11 protein-coding genes and 2 pseudogenes are annotated in these 15,898 nt (G+C 58.4%); 7 read left to right on the top strand and 6 right to left on the bottom strand.

All coding sequences use genetic code 11. The features are described 5' to 3' along the window. The 5 genes and pseudogenes from AACY02_RS16635 to AACY02_RS16615 all read right to left on the bottom strand — a co-directional run. Positions 1-534, bottom strand: a pseudogene (locus AACY02_RS16635) (hypothetical protein); the annotation flags it as partial. A 333-nt stretch (positions 535-867) separates the two neighbouring features. Then, on the bottom strand, positions 868-1,365 hold the full coding sequence (locus AACY02_RS16630) for a GNAT family N-acetyltransferase (RefSeq protein ID WP_339432887.1): 498 nt from the start codon (positions 1,363-1,365) through the stop codon (positions 868-870). Between the two features lies 1 nt (position 1,366). Next, positions 1,367-2,005: a LysE family translocator gene (locus AACY02_RS16625; RefSeq protein WP_339432886.1), complete on the bottom strand. Its 639-nt coding sequence runs from the start codon at positions 2,003-2,005 to the stop codon at positions 1,367-1,369. Positions 2,006-2,028: 23 nt separating this feature from the next. Next, the gene (locus tag AACY02_RS16620; RefSeq protein ID WP_339432885.1) at positions 2,029-2,463 is read right to left on the bottom strand and encodes an NUDIX hydrolase; all 435 of its coding nucleotides are present in this window, start codon (positions 2,461-2,463) and stop codon (positions 2,029-2,031) included. Between the two features lie 69 nt (positions 2,464-2,532). Then, positions 2,533-3,891, bottom strand: coding sequence for an HD domain-containing phosphohydrolase (locus AACY02_RS16615; RefSeq protein ID WP_339432884.1), 1,359 nt, complete (start codon positions 3,889-3,891; stop codon positions 2,533-2,535). Between the two features lie 252 nt (positions 3,892-4,143). Between AACY02_RS16615 and AACY02_RS16610 the strand changes: the two genes are divergently transcribed. The 7 genes and pseudogenes from AACY02_RS16610 to AACY02_RS16580 all read left to right on the top strand — a co-directional run bounded on the left by AACY02_RS16610 (position 4,144) and on the right by AACY02_RS16580 (position 14,412). Next, the gene (locus AACY02_RS16610) at positions 4,144-6,408 is read left to right on the top strand and encodes a GGDEF/EAL domain-containing response regulator (protein ID WP_339432883.1); all 2,265 of its coding nucleotides are present in this window, start codon (positions 4,144-4,146) and stop codon (positions 6,406-6,408) included. After that, entirely contained in the window at positions 6,405-8,276 is a 1,872-nt protein-coding gene (locus AACY02_RS16605; RefSeq protein WP_339432882.1) for a two-component system response regulator, read from the top strand. Before AACY02_RS16610 ends, AACY02_RS16605 begins: the two co-directional genes overlap by 4 nt. 45 nt (positions 8,277-8,321) lie before the next feature. Further along, entirely contained in the window at positions 8,322-9,275 is a 954-nt protein-coding gene (locus AACY02_RS16600) for a cytochrome-c peroxidase (RefSeq protein ID WP_339432881.1), read from the top strand. Beyond that, complete coding sequence (locus AACY02_RS16595; RefSeq protein WP_339432880.1) at positions 9,272-11,086, top strand: DAHL domain-containing protein; 1,815 nt, start codon at positions 9,272-9,274, stop codon at positions 11,084-11,086. Before AACY02_RS16600 ends, AACY02_RS16595 begins: the two co-directional genes overlap by 4 nt. Next, positions 11,083-12,483 carry an ATP-binding protein gene (locus AACY02_RS16590; protein WP_339432879.1) on the top strand — a complete coding sequence of 467 codons (1,401 nt, stop codon included), beginning with the start codon at positions 11,083-11,085 and terminating at the stop codon, positions 12,481-12,483. Before AACY02_RS16595 ends, AACY02_RS16590 begins: the two co-directional genes overlap by 4 nt. Positions 12,484-12,545: 62 nt before the next feature. Continuing rightward, positions 12,546-12,710: pseudogene (locus tag AACY02_RS16585) on the top strand (LuxR C-terminal-related transcriptional regulator); the annotation flags it as partial. An 82-nt stretch (positions 12,711-12,792) separates the two neighbouring features. After that, the gene (locus AACY02_RS16580; RefSeq protein WP_339432878.1) at positions 12,793-14,412 is read left to right on the top strand and encodes an FMN-binding glutamate synthase family protein; all 1,620 of its coding nucleotides are present in this window, start codon (positions 12,793-12,795) and stop codon (positions 14,410-14,412) included. Positions 14,413-14,462: 50 nt separating this feature from the next. On the opposite strand, the gene AACY02_RS16575 is transcribed toward AACY02_RS16580, so the two are convergent. Continuing rightward, on the bottom strand, positions 14,463-15,884 hold the full coding sequence (locus tag AACY02_RS16575; protein ID WP_339432877.1) for a glycosyltransferase family 39 protein: 1,422 nt from the start codon (positions 15,882-15,884) through the stop codon (positions 14,463-14,465). Between the last annotated feature and the right edge of the window lie 14 nt (positions 15,885-15,898).

Below are 15,898 nucleotides of genomic sequence, written 5' to 3'. Positions count from 1 at the left end.
CATCTGCGCTTCTTCGCGTCGGCACATGTAGTTGCGCGAGTCGCTGAAGATGACCATTTGTCCCGGTTTGACCTGTTCGCCGAGATGGCGGTTTAGGGAGCGGAATTCGCGGCGCAGGGCATCGCTGAGCGTGGTTTCGTAGAGCGCACGCTCGAGCGCTTCGCGGCTCATGGGTTTCTGGACGATGTGAAAACCCGACTCAGCCGGTTGCGGCAGGGTGTAGGTGTGCTCTTCCACCAGATGCTGGGCGGGTGGTGGTTCGGGTTTGAAGGCGTTCCAGGAGGCGCCGCCGCTATCGGCAACAACGCGTGGTTTCACCACGACCCAGTCGCCGTTGCGAATGGCTTCGACAAGTTTTCGCTGGTTGGCGCCTTGCAGGTAGTTGGATTGATTGAGGCCCATTGCATTGAGCATGTCATCGAAACCCGGCAGTTCATCCGGGCGGTTGAGTGCCTGTCGAAAGGTGTCCATGGCTTGGTGGGTGTCGAGTAGCTGTTGGCCGTGGAGTTCGCGTTGAGGGATGAGTCTGGTCACATCCGTGTCCCGTTCTGCAAAACGGGGGACTTTGGCGAGCGACCTCAAGCTTTGATGCCGGGTGATTCTCTTTTGCGTGTAGGGCGATTCCGATTTTGGCCAAAGCAATTTGCGCGCACCTGCACCCGGCTAGGTTTGGTGAGTGTTCTTATTACCTTAAACAGCAATGTTTAACAGACATGTCCAGACATGGACTCAGGCTACGCAATCTTGCGTCACGGCCTACAGTTTGCCGGGCACACCGCACCGCCCCCCCTGCTCGGTGAACCGACCGTCAATCGCGCGCGGGATAACCTCGATCCACCAGCCTGAACAGGATGAAACAGTGACGGGTCAGAGTTCACGCCACATGTGGATCTTGTCGAAATAGTCTTCACCGACCCGCACGGCCAGCGGCTCGAGGCCGAACTGGATAAAGCCGCAGCGTTGATACAGCTTGAACGCCGCATCGTTGCCGGCGGTGACGGTGAGCTGGATGAGTTTCAGCTCGGGATGGTTTTGGCCTTCGCTCAGCGCGGCTTGCACCAGTTCATAACCCAAGCCGTGCTGGCGAAAATCCGCCGACACGTACATGCCGAATAACGTGGCCTTGTGTCGGGCCTTCTCACGAGGCTCGAACGCCAGACCGACGATGCCCGCCAATACGCCGGCCTCGAACGCACCGAGCACCACATCGAGCTTGCTGGTCAGCCGCGTTTCCCACCAACTCAGCGGCATCACTGCCCGTTCGCGCACGCTGGAGGTGAAGGCGTGTGGATGGCGGTCGTAGGCCTGGAGCATCAACTCGCGATAGGCCAGGGCATGGCTGGCGTCCAGCCGTTCGATCCACATCTCAAGCCCCTCGCCGTTGTTCAATCATCAGCCGCACGGCCAGACCGCCGAGCACCAGGCCCATGAAATAACGCTGCACCGCCAGCCACGTCGGGTTACGCACGAACCATGATGCAATGCCCGCCGCGAACAGTGCGATCAACAGATTGACGGAAAAACTGACGCTGATCTGGGTCAGGCCAAGAATGATGCTCTGGGTGAACACCGAGCCATGTTCAGGCGTGATGAACTGCGGAAATACCGAGAGGTAGAACACCGCAATTTTCGGATTCAGGGCGCTGGTGAGAAAGCCCATGGTGATCAACTTTCGCGACGAATCCGCCGGCAACGGCTGCGTTTCGAACGGCGAGCGTGCGCCGGGTTTCACCGCTTGCCAGGCCAGCCACAGCAGATACAGCGCGCCAGCCCACTTCAACACCTCATAAGCCATCGGCACCGCGAGAAACACCGCGGTCAAACCGGCGGCCGCTGCAAACATGTGCACAAAAAAACCGGCCACCACGCCCAGCAACGAGGTCACACCGGCCTTGCGTCCCTGGCAGATCGAACGCGAGATCAGGTAGATCATGTTCGGCCCCGGCGTCAGTACCATCAGCAACGCGGCGGCGGCGAAAATCAGCAGGTCTTGAAGCGGGATCATGGCAAAGTCCTTTGCGTGGATGATCAGGCAATGGCGGTGAGCGAGGCTCGATAAAACGGCAGGATCAGGTCGCGTGTCAATGGCGCCAGTTCAACATCGCCGTCGGTGGCCGGGTCGATCCAGACCACCTCTTCGATTTCGGCGGCAGGGGTGACTTCGGTGTCGATGGTCAGTTGAAAGATTTCAGCCTGTACGACAAATCCTGGCTCATTGGCGGCGGGGGCGCAGAACTGGCCGAGGAATGTCGCCTGCGAAGGGTCAATACGCAATCCCAACTCTTCCTCCAGCTCACGGGCCAGTGCATGCAGGGGCCGTTCGTGGGGCTCGATCTTGCCGCCCGGTTGCATGAACGCCGTGGTACCACGCTTGCGTACCAGCAGGGTGCGACCGTCAGCGCCGAGCAGTAGCGCGGCGGCGATGCGAATGATGCGTGGGGAGACAACGGGTGCAGAGGTCATGGGGCAGCCACCGGCCTGAAAAAATCGCAAGGATCCCATGCCTGCCCAATGACGTCACCTTACAGATCGCTAACCCTGAGCCTTGAGTTGCTCGTCGACCTCCTCAGGCACCTTGACGAAAATCTTGTATTTGCCGCCTTCCATGGCTTCGAAAGCAATCAGCTTTTCCACCAACAGGCCGCTGAGGGTTTTGCCGGCATTGAGCAGCAACATGCCGTTATCAGCGTTGAGATTGCGCGCCAGAATCATTCCCGGCGCCAGATCCCGAGTGGTCAGTACCTTGACCGTCGGATCGGCCAGCGTGACATCGCTGAGGAAGGCCGCACACACGTGAATGAAATCTTCGACCAGTTCCGGATCGTACAGGCGTGCGGCGTACTGGCGCAGGTACAGCAACGCTTCGTCGCTGTTCATCTGCCGCTCAAGAATCAGGCCGCGTTGCAACTCGACGAAGTCCACCGCCAGTTTCAGTAACCGCGAGCCGAAGGGAATCGCCTCGCCCTTGAGGCGGTCGGGAAAACCGCTGCCGTCCCATCGCTCCTGGTGATGCAGGATCAGGCGTGCGGCATCTTTCATCGGGTCCAGCGTCATCAGCAAGGACTCGCTCTGCTTCGGATACCCGCGATAACGCTCTTGATCGGTATGACGCAGCAAATCCGAAGGCGTAATCATCATGCCGTCGGTCCAGCTCAGTTTGCCGACATTGTAGAGCGCCGCCGCCATGGTCAGGTCACGGCTGGTGGCTTCGTCCAGGTCATGGTGTTTGCAGTAGCTGCGCACCAGTTCGATGATTTGCCGGTTGGTCTGTTTGGCCGGGGGCAAGCGCAGATTGGCCAGCAACGAGAACACTTCGGTGCCGGTGACATAGCTGCGTTTGAGCTCTTCGTAAGCCAGATCAAGCATGTCGGCGGTCTGTTGCAGCTCGGCGGTGCGCGCCGCGACATGCTTTTCCAGGGTGCTGTTGAGCAGTTTGAGCTGATCGTTTTGCACCCGGGCCAACTGTTCCAGGCGCTGACGTTCTCGCTCGGAATGCTGATGCTCCAGGGACTGACGCAGGATCAGCAGCAACTCTTCGTCATTCCACGGTTTGCTGATGTAACGGTGAATCTGCCCGTCATTGATCGCCTTTATGATCGCGGACGGGTCGGCGTAGCCCGTGAGCATGATGCGCACGGTCGCCGGATGACGTTGGCGAACATGAGCCAGCAACGAGGCGCCGTCCATATTGGGCATACGCGCATCGCTCATGACCAGGTCAACCGTCTGCTGTTCGAGCATCTCCAGTGCCTGGGCGCCGCTCGTGGCCAGCAGGACATCGTAGGGTTGGCCCCGCAACAGGCGGCGCAAGCTGTTGAGGATCGACTCCTCGTCATCGACCAGCAGCACTGTGGGGCGGTGAGGCAGAGTCGGGGCGGATTGCTCTTCCATGGCGTGACCTCAAGCAAAACAGTGGACGAAAACGACGCGCCAGCCTACCGCCTCGCTTGCCTGCGCCTGACTGAAGGCTAGATGATTTTCTGCAGTGTTCACGCAAATCTTCAGCCCGAGTGCACAGGCAAATTGCCGAGGGCGCGACTATGCTCAACTCGCAGGCGGACTCCATCGGCCTTCGAACAGGCACGTAATGAGGGAAAGGATGCTCCCGATGACAACAGCATGTGACCCCGTGGACCGCGCGGTATGACGGCGCCCCCCGTATACATCAATCGCCGCGTGCTCATCGTCGACGACAGCCCGGCGATTCATGACGATTTCGCCAAGATTCTCTGCCCTGTCATCCCCCAGGACGACGGCCTCGGCGAGACCGAGAGTCTATTGTTCGGCACCCCGACTGCGACACAGACACTGCACTTCGAACTTGACTCGGCATTTCAGGGCAGGGAAGCACTCGATAAACTCGAAGCTGCGCTGGCCGATGAGCGCCCCTATGCCATGGCATTCATTGACATGCGCATGCCACCGGGATGGGACGGGCTGGAAACCATCGAACGGCTGTGGCAAGTCGACCCCAAGTTGCAGGTCGCCCTGTGCACGGCCTATTCCGATTATTCGTGGGAAGACATCGACCGGCGCCTGGCGCTGAACGACCGTTTGCTGATTCTGAAAAAGCCCTTCGACGCAATCGAGATCCGCCAGATGGCCAGCGCCCTTACGGTCAAATGGCAAATGACCGAAGACGCCGCGCTGAAGCTCAACGAGCTGGAACAAGCGGTTGAGGAACGCACCCGGGAATTGTCCGACGCCAATATCATCGTGCAGAACAGCCCGACCATCCTTTATCGGCTGCGCGGCGATCCCTCGTTTGCACTGATGTACATCTCCCACAACATCACTCGCTATGGTCATGTCGCCGCGGATCTGGTGCGCTCGCCGAACTGGGCTCAGGAGCTGATTCACCCGGACGATCAGGCGAACGTCGATGCGGCCATGGTCAGGGTGCTGGATCGGCATGCGTCGGGCGCTTCGATCGAATTTCGCCTGCGCACCGGCCAGGGCACTTGGCGCTGGGTGGAAAACCGCTATATACCAGTGCGCGATCATGACGGACGGCTGCAGGAAGTCGAAGGCATCATCCTGGACATCACCGAACGTCGTCTGGTCGAGGAGAAATTGGCGTTGATGGCCCGTTCCGACAGCCTGACGGGGCTGGCCAACCGCGCCACATTGATCGAGCGTCTGCACCAGGCGTTTGCGGCCGCGCGTCGTGGCGCCATGCCGTTCGCGGTGTTTTACCTCGACCTGGATCACTTCAAGCGAATCAATGACACCCTCGGGCATCCGGTCGGCGACCTGCTGTTACAGGAAGTCGCCCATCGCATCAAGGCCTGCGTGCGAGAAAACGATGTGGTGGCGCGCCTGGGCGGCGACGAGTTCGCGATCCTGCAACTGGACGTCAGCGACCCGACCCAATCGGCCGCGATGGCGTCTCATATCCGCGACGCACTGATGGCGCCCTACAACCTGTCCGGTAATGCGCTGCATATTTCGGTCAGTATCGGCATCAGCAGCTACAGCGCGACCAGTCTCGACGCCGACAGCCTGCTGGGGCAAGCCGACATGGCGCTGTACCGCGCCAAGGAAACGGGGCGCAACCAGTATCACTTCCACTCGGAGGAGATCTCTCGGGAAGTCGCCGAACGCATGACCCTCGTCAGCGAGTTGATGGCCGCGCTGGAGGGCGATGAGCTGAGACTGCATTACGCACCGGAGATGGATCTGCACAACGACCGGATTCTGGGCATGGAGGCGAAAATCCTCTGGCAGCACCCGCGGCGCGGTCTGCTGCCGGCATCCGCCTTCGTCCCGGCGGCGGAAAGAACCGGCGCGATCATTCCTCTGGGGCGCTGGGTGCTGGATCGCGCCTGCCGCCAGATGCAACTCTGGCGTGAGGAAGGCGTGGCACCGCCGTTGATGGCAATCAAGCTCTCTCTGGCGCAACTCAAGAGTGGCCCCGAACTGATCTACGACGTTCTGCGCACCACCGCACGCTGGCAGCTTGCGCCCTGGGATTTGCGTTTCGATGTCACCGAGGCGACGCTGGCCCAGACCAAGTGGACCCACAACGATGTATTGCCACGCCTGCGTGAACTGGGCGTGACCATCGCCATCGATGATTTCGGCACCGAGTATTCATCGTTCGATTACCTGAAAACCTACCGCGTCAATCATCTCAAGCTTGCTCAGAGCGTCATCGATAGCGCGACTCAAGATGCAGCCGGTGCCAGCGCACTGCGGGCGATCGTCAATTTCGCCCGGGATCTGGACATCGGCATCATTGCCGAAGGCCAGCCGACACCGGGACAGCATCCCGCGCCGCCCACCGCGGCCGCATTACCCAGTGCACAGGGGCTCTATTTCAGTGAGGCGGTCAGCGCCGAGCAGGCAGGCCAACTGCTGAGGGACGGACACAAGGTGGTCCAGTCCCGGGGGGAGGATGAGGAATGAAAACCCCATTCCCGCAATCCAACCGGCGCATCCTGATCATCGATGACACACCGGCGATTCACGACGACTTCCGCAAGATCCTTGCCCCGAAGGCGCCCGAAGAGGCTGACTTGAATCACCTCGAACAGACGCTGTTCGGTACCCGTCAGTCGCCACACCTGAACTTCCAGCTAGACTCCGCCTACCAGGGCCAGGAAGCCTTGGCTCTGGTCCTGCGCGCGCTGGCCGATGGCAACCCTTATGCCCTTGCCTTCATCGACATGCGCATGCCGCCGGGATGGGATGGTCTGGAAACCATCGAGCAACTGTGGCAGGCCGATCCGAACCTGCAAATTGCCTTGTGCACCGCCTATAGCGATTACAGCTGGGAGGCGATGGCCGAGCGGCTGGAGTTCGGCGACCAGTTACTGATTCTCAAAAAGCCGTTCGACAGCCTGGAAATCCGCCAGATGGCCAGTGCCCTGACCTGGAAATGGCAACTGGCCCAGGACGCGGCACTGAAGATGCTCAGCCTTGAGCGAACCATCGAGGCGCGGGTTCACGAACTGCTGAAGGTGTCGCGCCTGCTGCAATACGACACCCTCACCGGTTTACCCAACAGCACCCTGCTCGGTGATCGCCTGAGCCAGGCCCTGGCCGTCTGCCGGCGCCATGACAAGCAACTGGTGGTGATGTTCCTCGGTCTGGACCGGTTCAAGCGCATCAATAATGCGTTGGGCCATCCGGCGGGCGACGAAATGCTCAAGCGTGTCGGACAGCAACTGTTGCTGTGCATACGCGGATCAGACTCGGTCTTTCGCTACGGTTCAGACGAGTTCGTGGTGATCCTCACCGACATCAGCCATCCACAGCAGACCCACGCCATCGCCGAAAAAGTGCTCGCGGCCATTCGCCTGCCGCAGACGATTGCCGGCCATGACGTCAGCGTCACCGCCAGTCTGGGCATCAGCGTCTATCCCGAAGACGGACTGGATGCCATCGAGTTGATCAAGAAGGCCGAAACCGCGATGCGTAACGTCAAGGAAAACGGCCCCAACGACATCGGTTTCTTCATCGACGCGATGAACCAGCGCGCACGCGAACAGCAAAGCATCGAATCGGGCATTCGTCTGGCGCTGAAACGGCAAGAGTTCGTCCTGCACTACCAACCGAAAATCGACCTGCGCAGCGCCAGGGTGGTCGGTGCCGAGGCGCTGGTGCGCTGGCAGAAACCGGGGCACGGCACGGTCTATCCCTCGGACTTCATTCCGGTGGCCGAGGACAGCGGACTGATCGTGCCACTGACCCAATGGGTGCTGGCCGAGGCCTGTCGTCAGACTCGGGCCTGGCAAGTGGCGGGACTGCCGCCGATCCGCATGTCGGTGAACATCTCGCCCATCGATATTCGCCAGCGCGACTTCGTCGAAGGCGTCGAGCACGTGCTCAGGCAGTCGGGGCTGGACGCCGGCTGGCTGGAACTGGAAATCACTGAAGGCGTACTGATGCAAAACGTCGAAGCGACAATGACCGCACTCAATCGCCTGCAGGCACTGGGCACACGACTGTCCATCGACGACTTCGGCACCGGCTATTCAAGCCTGAGCTACCTGCGCCGGTTTCCCATTGATGTGCTGAAGATCGATCAATCGTTCATTCGCGGTCTGAGCCACGACAGCAATGATGCCGCCCTCGTCAGCGCCATCATCAGCCTGGGAAAAAGTCTGGGATTGAACGTCATCGCCGAAGGCATCGAAACCGCAGAACAACTGGCCTTTCTCAAGGCCCACCACTGCGAAGAAGGCCAAGGCTACTACTTCAGCAAAGCCCTGCCTGCCGACGCTTTTGCGCACTTGCTGGCCGCCACGTCCCCACCGCCCTGGACAGTTTGATGCACGCCCCGAAACCGGCCACGAGAGTCAAGGAGACGATTGCCGATGAGCCTTTACCCCCCTTTCATGGCGTTGCTGCTTTGTGGACTCTGTATCGGTGCCCACGCCGAGCCGCTGGACGAACCGCTCATCCCCCTGCCCGCCGCACCGGCGCAGGATGCCCGGCGCGTTGAACTCGGCCGCCGGTTATTCCACGAGCCAAGGTTATCGATCAACAACAGCCTGTCCTGCACCAGTTGCCACCAACTGGACAAGAACGGTGCCGACAGCCGAGCCTTGTCACTGGGGTTCGACGGCAAACCGGTGGCCGTCAACACACCGACGGTGTTCAACGCCAGCCTGAACTTCCGCCAGTTCTGGGACGGCCGCGTCGAGACACTGGAGCAGCAGAGCGACGTGGTCATTACCAGCCCCCATGAAATGGGCAACGACTGGAGCACCGTCGTCGAACGCATCGCCAACGACGCCGACTACCGCCGGGACTTCGCCGCCACCTACCCGGACGGTGTGACCAAGGCCAATATCCAGCAAGCACTGTCCACCTATGAACGCACCTTGCTAACCCACAATTCCCGTTTCGATCAATACCTGCTGGGCAACACGGACATCCTGACTCTCGAGGAGAAGTACGGCTACCAGCGCTTCAAGGAATACGGCTGCATTGCCTGCCACCAAGGGGTGAACATCGGCGGCAACATGTTCCAGAAATTCGGCGTGTTCGGCGACTACATTGCCGATCGCGGCAACCCGACAGTGGCCGACCAGGGACGTTTCAATGTCACCGGCGACGAAGCGGATCGTGCCGTGTTCAAAGTGCCGAGCCTGCGCAATGTCGCAATGACCGCGCCGTACTTTCACGACGGCTCGGCGCCCACCCTCGAACGGGCGGTGGACGTGATGTTCCAGTACCAGTTGGGGCGCATGCCGAGCGAAGAAGACAAGCACCTGATCATCCTGTTTCTCAAGACCCTGACCGGCCAATGGGAGGGCAAGCCATGAAGAACATCTCACGCCACACCAGCCTGCTGTTGCTCACGCTGGTCGCGGTGGTGCTGGCCTCGATCCTGCTGTTTCTCTATTTCAAGTCAAGCTCCGAACAAACCATGACGTACACCGAGTCAAGGGACCTGGTCCGGCAGATCAAACAGCAGAACGCTCTGTGGGAAAACGAGATTCTCAAAGCCAGGGTGGCGATCTCCCACAACTACGACCCCCTGGTATCGCCAATGAACGAGATGACCCGGCTCTGGGAGCGCTTCGACTCCCTGGAGTCCGGGCATGGTCGCAACGACTCCGTCCTATGGAACGACGCCCACGAGGGGTTCCTGCACGCGATGCAGGAAAAAACCCGTCTGGTCGAACAGTTCAAGTCGCACAACGCCCTGTTGCGTAACTCTCTGGCCTTTTTGCCAACCGCCGAAGACGACATCCAGGCGCAACTGGCCAATCTGCCTGATTTCGACAAGTTGCAGTTGCAGAACATCACCACCGATACCTACGACCTGCTACTCAGTGCCCTGGAGTTCGCCCAGGTCACCTCCGCCGACAAAGCTGCCGACATCGAGTTAGGGTTGAACAAACTGGCAGTGAATGCACAACGCCTGCCCGCGGAGTTTCAAAGCCCGATCAGGATCATGAGCAATCACATCGCCCTGATTGCGCGCGAGCAACCACGGGTCAATCAGTTGCTCGAAAACATCGAAGCCATTCCAGTGGCCGAACGTCTGGACAACATCACCACCATGCTTGACATGGATCAGCAACGCGTCGAAGTCATCGAAAGGAAATACCACTTCTACCTGCTGCTGTTTTCCGTGCTGTTGATGATGTCACTGATATGGCTGGCCGTTCGCCTGATCCGCAGTTTCGCCGAAATCAATCGGGTCAATAGCGCCTTGCAGACCGCCAACGATGCGCTGGAGCAACGGGTCGAGGAGCGCACCCGCGAGCTCAAGAACGCCCAGAGCGAATTGCTCGACGCCGCGCGCCAGGCCGGTATGGCGGAAATCGCGACCAACGTGCTGCACAACGTCGGCAATGTGCTCAACAGTGTGAACATCTCTTGCGACCTGATCGCACGAAAGCTGCGCGCCAGCAAATCACTGGGATTGGGCAAGGCCATGCAATTGATCAACGAACATCCGCACGACCTTGGCCATTTCCTCAGCGAGGACGCCAAGGGCAAATTGCTGCCCGGTTACCTCAATCAACTGGTCGGCGCGATCTCTCAGGAACAGCAGGAAATGGCCGACGAATTGAACCAGATGAACAAAAGCGTCGACCACATCAAGGACATCGTCGCCACCCAGCAGTCCTATGCCGGGGCCAACAGCATGACCGAGCCGCTGTTCATCAACGAACTGCTCGAAGACGCCCTGCGCATGAACGCCGGGGCCCTGACCCGGCATCACGTCACGGTGGTCAAGGAGTACGCCGATGTGCCGCAAGTGATGGGCGACAAACACCGCTTGCTACTGATCCTGATCAACCTCATCAGCAATGCCAAATACGCGATGTCGGACCTCAGCAACCGCCCACGCACCATGACTCTGGGGGTCAGAATCGCGGATGAAAACTTCCTCGAAATCAGCGTCCGGGACGATGGCGAGGGCATAGAGCCGCAGAACATGACGCGCATTTTTGCCCATGGTTTCACCACCCGCAAGGAAGGCCACGGGTTTGGCCTGCACAGCTGCGCCCTGGCGGCCATCGAGATGAACGGCCATCTCACCGCCCACAGCGACGGGCCGGGCAAGGGTGCGTTATTCACCCTGCAGATCCCCCTGATCAGCGTAACGGAGAACGCATGAGTGAGCTTTCGAATCGCCGCATTCTACTGATCGACGACATGCCGTCGATTCATGAAGACTTTCGCAAGATCCTCGCTCCGGCGGCACAGTCGGTGGAACTGGACGAAATGGAGGCAGCACTGTTCGGCACCCAGGCCCGAATCGAGCGTCCTCGGTTCGAGCTGGATTCGGCCTATGGCGGCGAGGAAGGTCTGGGCAAACTGGTTCAGGCCATGCAGGAGCAGCGCCCCTATGCGCTGGCTTTCGTCGATATGCGCATGCCCGATGGCTGGGACGGTGCGAAAACCATCGAACACCTGTGGAAAGAGGATCCGCAGTTGCAGGTAGTGGTGTGTACCGCGTACTCGGATTACTCCTGGGACGAACTGCTGGAACGCCTGCACGCTCATGATCGACTGCTGATCCTGAAAAAACCGTTCGACAACATCGAAGTGCAACAGATGGCCAACACACTGCTCACCAAATGGCAGATGACTGAACGGGCCTCCCTGCAAATGCACAATCTGGAACATCTGGTGGATCAGCGCACCGCCCAGTTCAAGCAGGCCAGCGAAGAACTGCAGAGAGAAGTCGACGAGCGCAAGCAATTGGAAGGACAACTGGTGCAATCGGAAAAACTCGCGTCACTGGGGCAACTGGCGGCGGGCGTGGCCCATGAAATCAATAACCCGATCGGCTTCATTTCCTCCAACCTCGGCACACTGGACGGCTACTTCAAACAACTGCTGACCATGCTCGACGCCTACCAGACGCTCGGGCACGCCCCGGACAGCGAATCGGCGTCACGGCTGGAGCAATTGCGCCAGGACGTCGAACTGGATTTTCTGCTCGAAGACATTCCCGTGCTGATCCGCGAATCCAAGGACGGCATCGGCCGGGTCGGGCAGATCGTCAAGGACCTGAAAGATTTTTCCCGGGTCGATTCCAACCAGCAATGGCAGTGGGCCAATCTGCAACAAGGCATCGAGTCGACCCTGAACATCGTCGCCAGCGAACTCAAATACAAGGCCGACGTGATCAAGGAGTATCAGCCGTTGCCGGACATCGAGTGCCTGCCGTCGCAAATCAATCAGGTCATCATGAACCTGGTGGTCAACGCGGCTCAGGCCATGGGGCAGGAACGCGGCATCATCACCCTGCGCACCGGGCAGCAGGCCGACATCGCCTGGGTTGAAGTGGCCGATACCGGATCAGGTATCGCACCGGACACCCTGCAAAAAATCTTCGACCCCTTCTTCACCACCAAACCGGTCGGCCAGGGGACTGGTCTCGGTTTGTCCCTGTCCTACGGCATTGTGAAAAAGCATGGTGGAGACATTTCGGTGAGCAGCGAGTTGGGCGTAGGCACGACCTTTCGCGTCGAACTGCCGATGCGCCAGACACCGTCAGCCGCTTGATCCCTGCGGGAAGGGGTCGAGGCGTGACACTCTCGTCTGACACCATCGCCTGGCACCGCGCCGTCAGGCGTTTGATGCTCAGCGGTTGCTCCAGCAAAGAATTCGCCCGTAAGCTGGAAATCGCCGTATAAACCGTTAATGCCCATAAGAAACACCGGTACAGCAAACCTGGGATCACCTCCCGGGCCGAGCTGTTTTCGATTGTTCTTCAGGCGCAGAACGCCTGATTGCAGCGTTTGCGCGAGCAAGCCCGCAGCCACAGAGAATCTGCGGCGGCCACACCCATTGAGTCCGAACCAAGGAAACCGTATGAGCCTGTCCCTCCTGAGCCGCTACGCCTTCTTTGCCGTCTGCGTGATATTCACCCTCGCCAGCCTGCCCTTTCTCGAACACGACTGGCTCTGGCCGATCACTGCCGTCACCGGTGTATTGAGCCTGGTCGGCCTGTTCGACTTGATGCAGAGCCCGCACGCGGTACGCCGCAATTACCCGATCCTGGGCAACATTCGATACCTGGTCGAAGGCATCCGCCCGGAAATCCGCCAATACCTGCTGGAGTCCGACAGCGACGCCCTGCCCTTCTCCCGCGCCCAGCGTTCGCTGGTGTACTCACGGGCGAAAAATGAAAGCGCCGACAAACCGTTCGGCACGCTGATCGATGTCTATCAATCGGGCTTCGAATTCATCGGTCATTCGATGCGCCCGGCGCCGTTGAGCGACCCCAGCAGTTTCCGCGTCACCGTCGGCGGCCCGCAGTGCACTCAACCGTACTCGGCGTCGGTGTTCAACATCTCGGCGATGAGCTTCGGTTCACTCAGCGCCAACGCGATTCGCGCGCTCAACCAGGGCGCCAAACTCGGTAACTTCGCCCACGACACCGGCGAAGGCAGCATCAGCCCGTATCACCGCGAAAACGGCGGCGACCTGACCTGGGAGCTGGGCAGCGGCTACTTCGGTTGCCGCACCAGCGACGGCCGTTTCGACCCGGAACGCTTCGCCACGCAAGCGCAAAACCCGCAAGTGCGGATGATCGAAATCAAGATGAGCCAAGGCGCCAAACCCGGCCACGGCGGGATTCTGCCGAAACACAAAGTCACCCGGGAAATCGCCGACACCCGCGGCATCATGATGGGCGAAGACTGCGTCTCGCCGTCACGCCACAGTGCGTTTTCCACGCCAATCGAAATGATGCATTTCATCCAGCAACTGCGTGAACTGTCCGGCGGCAAACCGGTGGGCTTCAAGTTCTGCCTCGGCCACCCGTGGGAATTCATGGGCATCGCCAAAGCCATGCTCGAAACCGGCATCCTCCCCGACTTCATCGTCGTCGACGGCAAGGAAGGCGGCACCGGCGCGGCCCCCGTGGAATTCACCGACCACATCGGCGTGCCGATGCGCGAAGGTCTACTGTTCGTGCACAACACCCTGGTCGGCCTGAACCTGCGCGACAAGATCAAACTCGGCGCCAGCGGCAAGATCGTCAGCGCCTTCGACATTGCCAGCGTGCTGGCCATCGGCGCTGACTGGGCCAACTCGGCACGCGGCTTCATGTTCGCCATCGGTTGCATCCAGTCGCAAAGCTGCCACACCAACAAATGCCCGACCGGCGTCGCCACTCAGGACGCCTTGCGCCAACGCGCACTGGTCGTGCCGGACAAGGCCCAGCGCGTGTTCAATTTCCATCGCAACACGTTGAAGGCTTTGGCGGAAATGCTCGCAGCGGCCGGACTGGAACATCCTTCGCAACTGTCGGCCAAGCACCTGGTTCGACGCATGTCGGCGACCGAGATCAAACTGTTCTCGCAACTGCATGTGTTTTTGAAGCCAGGGGAATTGCTCACCGGGGAAGTGAACGGCGAGTTTTACTCGCGGATGTGGCAGATGGCGCGGACAGACAGTTTTGAGCCGATGGAAGTGGCAGTGCCGTAATTGCAATTTGGCGTACCTACGCTATTGAGTAGGTACGCCCCTCTCCGAGCCTATGGCTTCAGTGAGCGAAACTCCAACAAGCGCACCTCATTCAGTTCTTCCTTGCTGATAAGTACAACCTTGAACTGCTTTAAAAAAACCTCATCCGACTCCAGGCTTGGAGTATATGTTGTTTCCAGAACATAAAATTTTTCCGGCGACCGCATAGCGTTCAGGTCGGACGCAAGTTTTTTGAAATTTTCAACATGCACAGGGGACCCTAGCAACTTGAAATACACTCCAAACTGAATATCATCAATCGAATAAACCGGAACACCATGACCTTTACTGATAGCCGATTCGACAATTTCACGCATCTGCATACTATTAAAAGCCGGGTTCTGCCCCTGCACAAATTTACTGCTGCCCTCAAACACCGGTGTTGCAGAAAAGCATAAAAACACCACAAGCACTAACATCCTGACTGCTTTATCTTTGACTCCCTCGATAGCAAAAGCAATCAACAACAATACAACCGGCAGTAAAACAATAAAATTTCGAACGGTTGTCACAGGCGTAAAATAAACAGAGCATACATACGGTACCACCACACCTAACATCAACCAGAACACCAGCAGCCGAAAAGATTCTTTTTTTCGATCACTTACTGTCAGCGACACGAATCCGGCAATGAACATTATTGCCGCCATGAATGCCAAAAACGCATTGCCAAAATATTCAGAAAAAACAACAAAGAAAAAATTTTCGCCCGGGGGGGGAATCCAGAAGTCTTGGCGACCGAAGGCCACTTTCGTATACGAAAGGCCCGGAAGGACGGTTAAAACGGTAAAAAAACCTGCGCCCAAAAACCTATAAAAAACATTGAGGGCAAGGTCTTTTTTCAGCAATATGTAGAGTGCAAGACACGCCTGAGAAATCACCGCCAGATAACCAAAATAATGGGTATTTATCAACATGGCAGAAACAACAAAATAACCCAAAAAATCAATAAATCCGGACTGCCTGACACAACGTATAAATAGCCAAAAGGACACAACCGTTAAAAACACCAAAAGCGCATAAGAGCGAGTTTCATTAGAGTATCGAATCAGGAAATAATTAACCGCCACAAGCCAGGCAAACAGAACACCTACCTGTTGATCAAACAGTTTGCGTCCCAAAAAAAACGCGCCCGGAATCAATAATACACCGAGGGCAGCTGACAGATATCGCCCTGTAAACTCCCCAAAGCCAAAGCAATGATAATAGACCCATAGCAAAATCTGATAAAACGGGGGATGAACGTCACTTAAAGTCGCGCGATAAACATCAACAAAATGATGAACAGGATCACTGACCGAAACGCTAAAGGCCTCATCAAGCCAGAGGCCTCTGGAATCGATATGACGCAATCGCAAATAAACACCCACCAACATGGCTGCTACCAGCGACACATAAACCGCTAGCGACCTGCTCTCAAGTTTAAACTTCATTTCTTAATTGCTCC

The sequence above is a fragment of the Pseudomonas sp. EA_65y_Pfl2_P78 genome, assembly GCF_963970495.1.
Lineage (GTDB): Bacteria > Pseudomonadota > Gammaproteobacteria > Pseudomonadales > Pseudomonadaceae > Aquipseudomonas > Aquipseudomonas baetica_A.
Note: the sequence above shows the minus strand (reverse complement) of the source record. Positions and strands in the feature narration are given on the sequence as shown.

Bases quoted from the DNA above. Each gene is read 5' to 3' on its own strand.
- AACY02_RS16630 (WP_339432887.1), bottom strand. From the start codon at position 1,365: ATGTGGATCGAACGGCTGGACGCCAGCCATGCCCTGGCCTATCGCGAG.
- AACY02_RS16625 (WP_339432886.1), bottom strand. From the start codon at position 2,005: ATGATCCCGCTTCAAGACCTGCTGATTTTCGCCGCCGCCGCGTTGCTG.
- AACY02_RS16620 (WP_339432885.1), bottom strand. From the start codon at position 2,463: ATGACCTCTGCACCCGTTGTCTCCCCACGCATCATTCGCATCGCCGCC.
- AACY02_RS16615 (WP_339432884.1), bottom strand. From the start codon at position 3,891: ATGGAAGAGCAATCCGCCCCGACTCTGCCTCACCGCCCCACAGTGCTG.
- AACY02_RS16610 (WP_339432883.1), top strand. From the start codon at position 4,144: ATGACGGCGCCCCCCGTATACATCAATCGCCGCGTGCTCATCGTCGAC.
- AACY02_RS16605 (WP_339432882.1), top strand. From the start codon at position 6,405: ATGAAAACCCCATTCCCGCAATCCAACCGGCGCATCCTGATCATCGAT.
- AACY02_RS16600 (WP_339432881.1), top strand. From the start codon at position 8,322: ATGAGCCTTTACCCCCCTTTCATGGCGTTGCTGCTTTGTGGACTCTGT.
- AACY02_RS16595 (WP_339432880.1), top strand. From the start codon at position 9,272: ATGAAGAACATCTCACGCCACACCAGCCTGCTGTTGCTCACGCTGGTC.
- AACY02_RS16590 (WP_339432879.1), top strand. From the start codon at position 11,083: ATGAGTGAGCTTTCGAATCGCCGCATTCTACTGATCGACGACATGCCG.
- AACY02_RS16580 (WP_339432878.1), top strand. From the start codon at position 12,793: ATGAGCCTGTCCCTCCTGAGCCGCTACGCCTTCTTTGCCGTCTGCGTG.
- AACY02_RS16575 (WP_339432877.1), bottom strand. From the start codon at position 15,884: ATGAAGTTTAAACTTGAGAGCAGGTCGCTAGCGGTTTATGTGTCGCTG.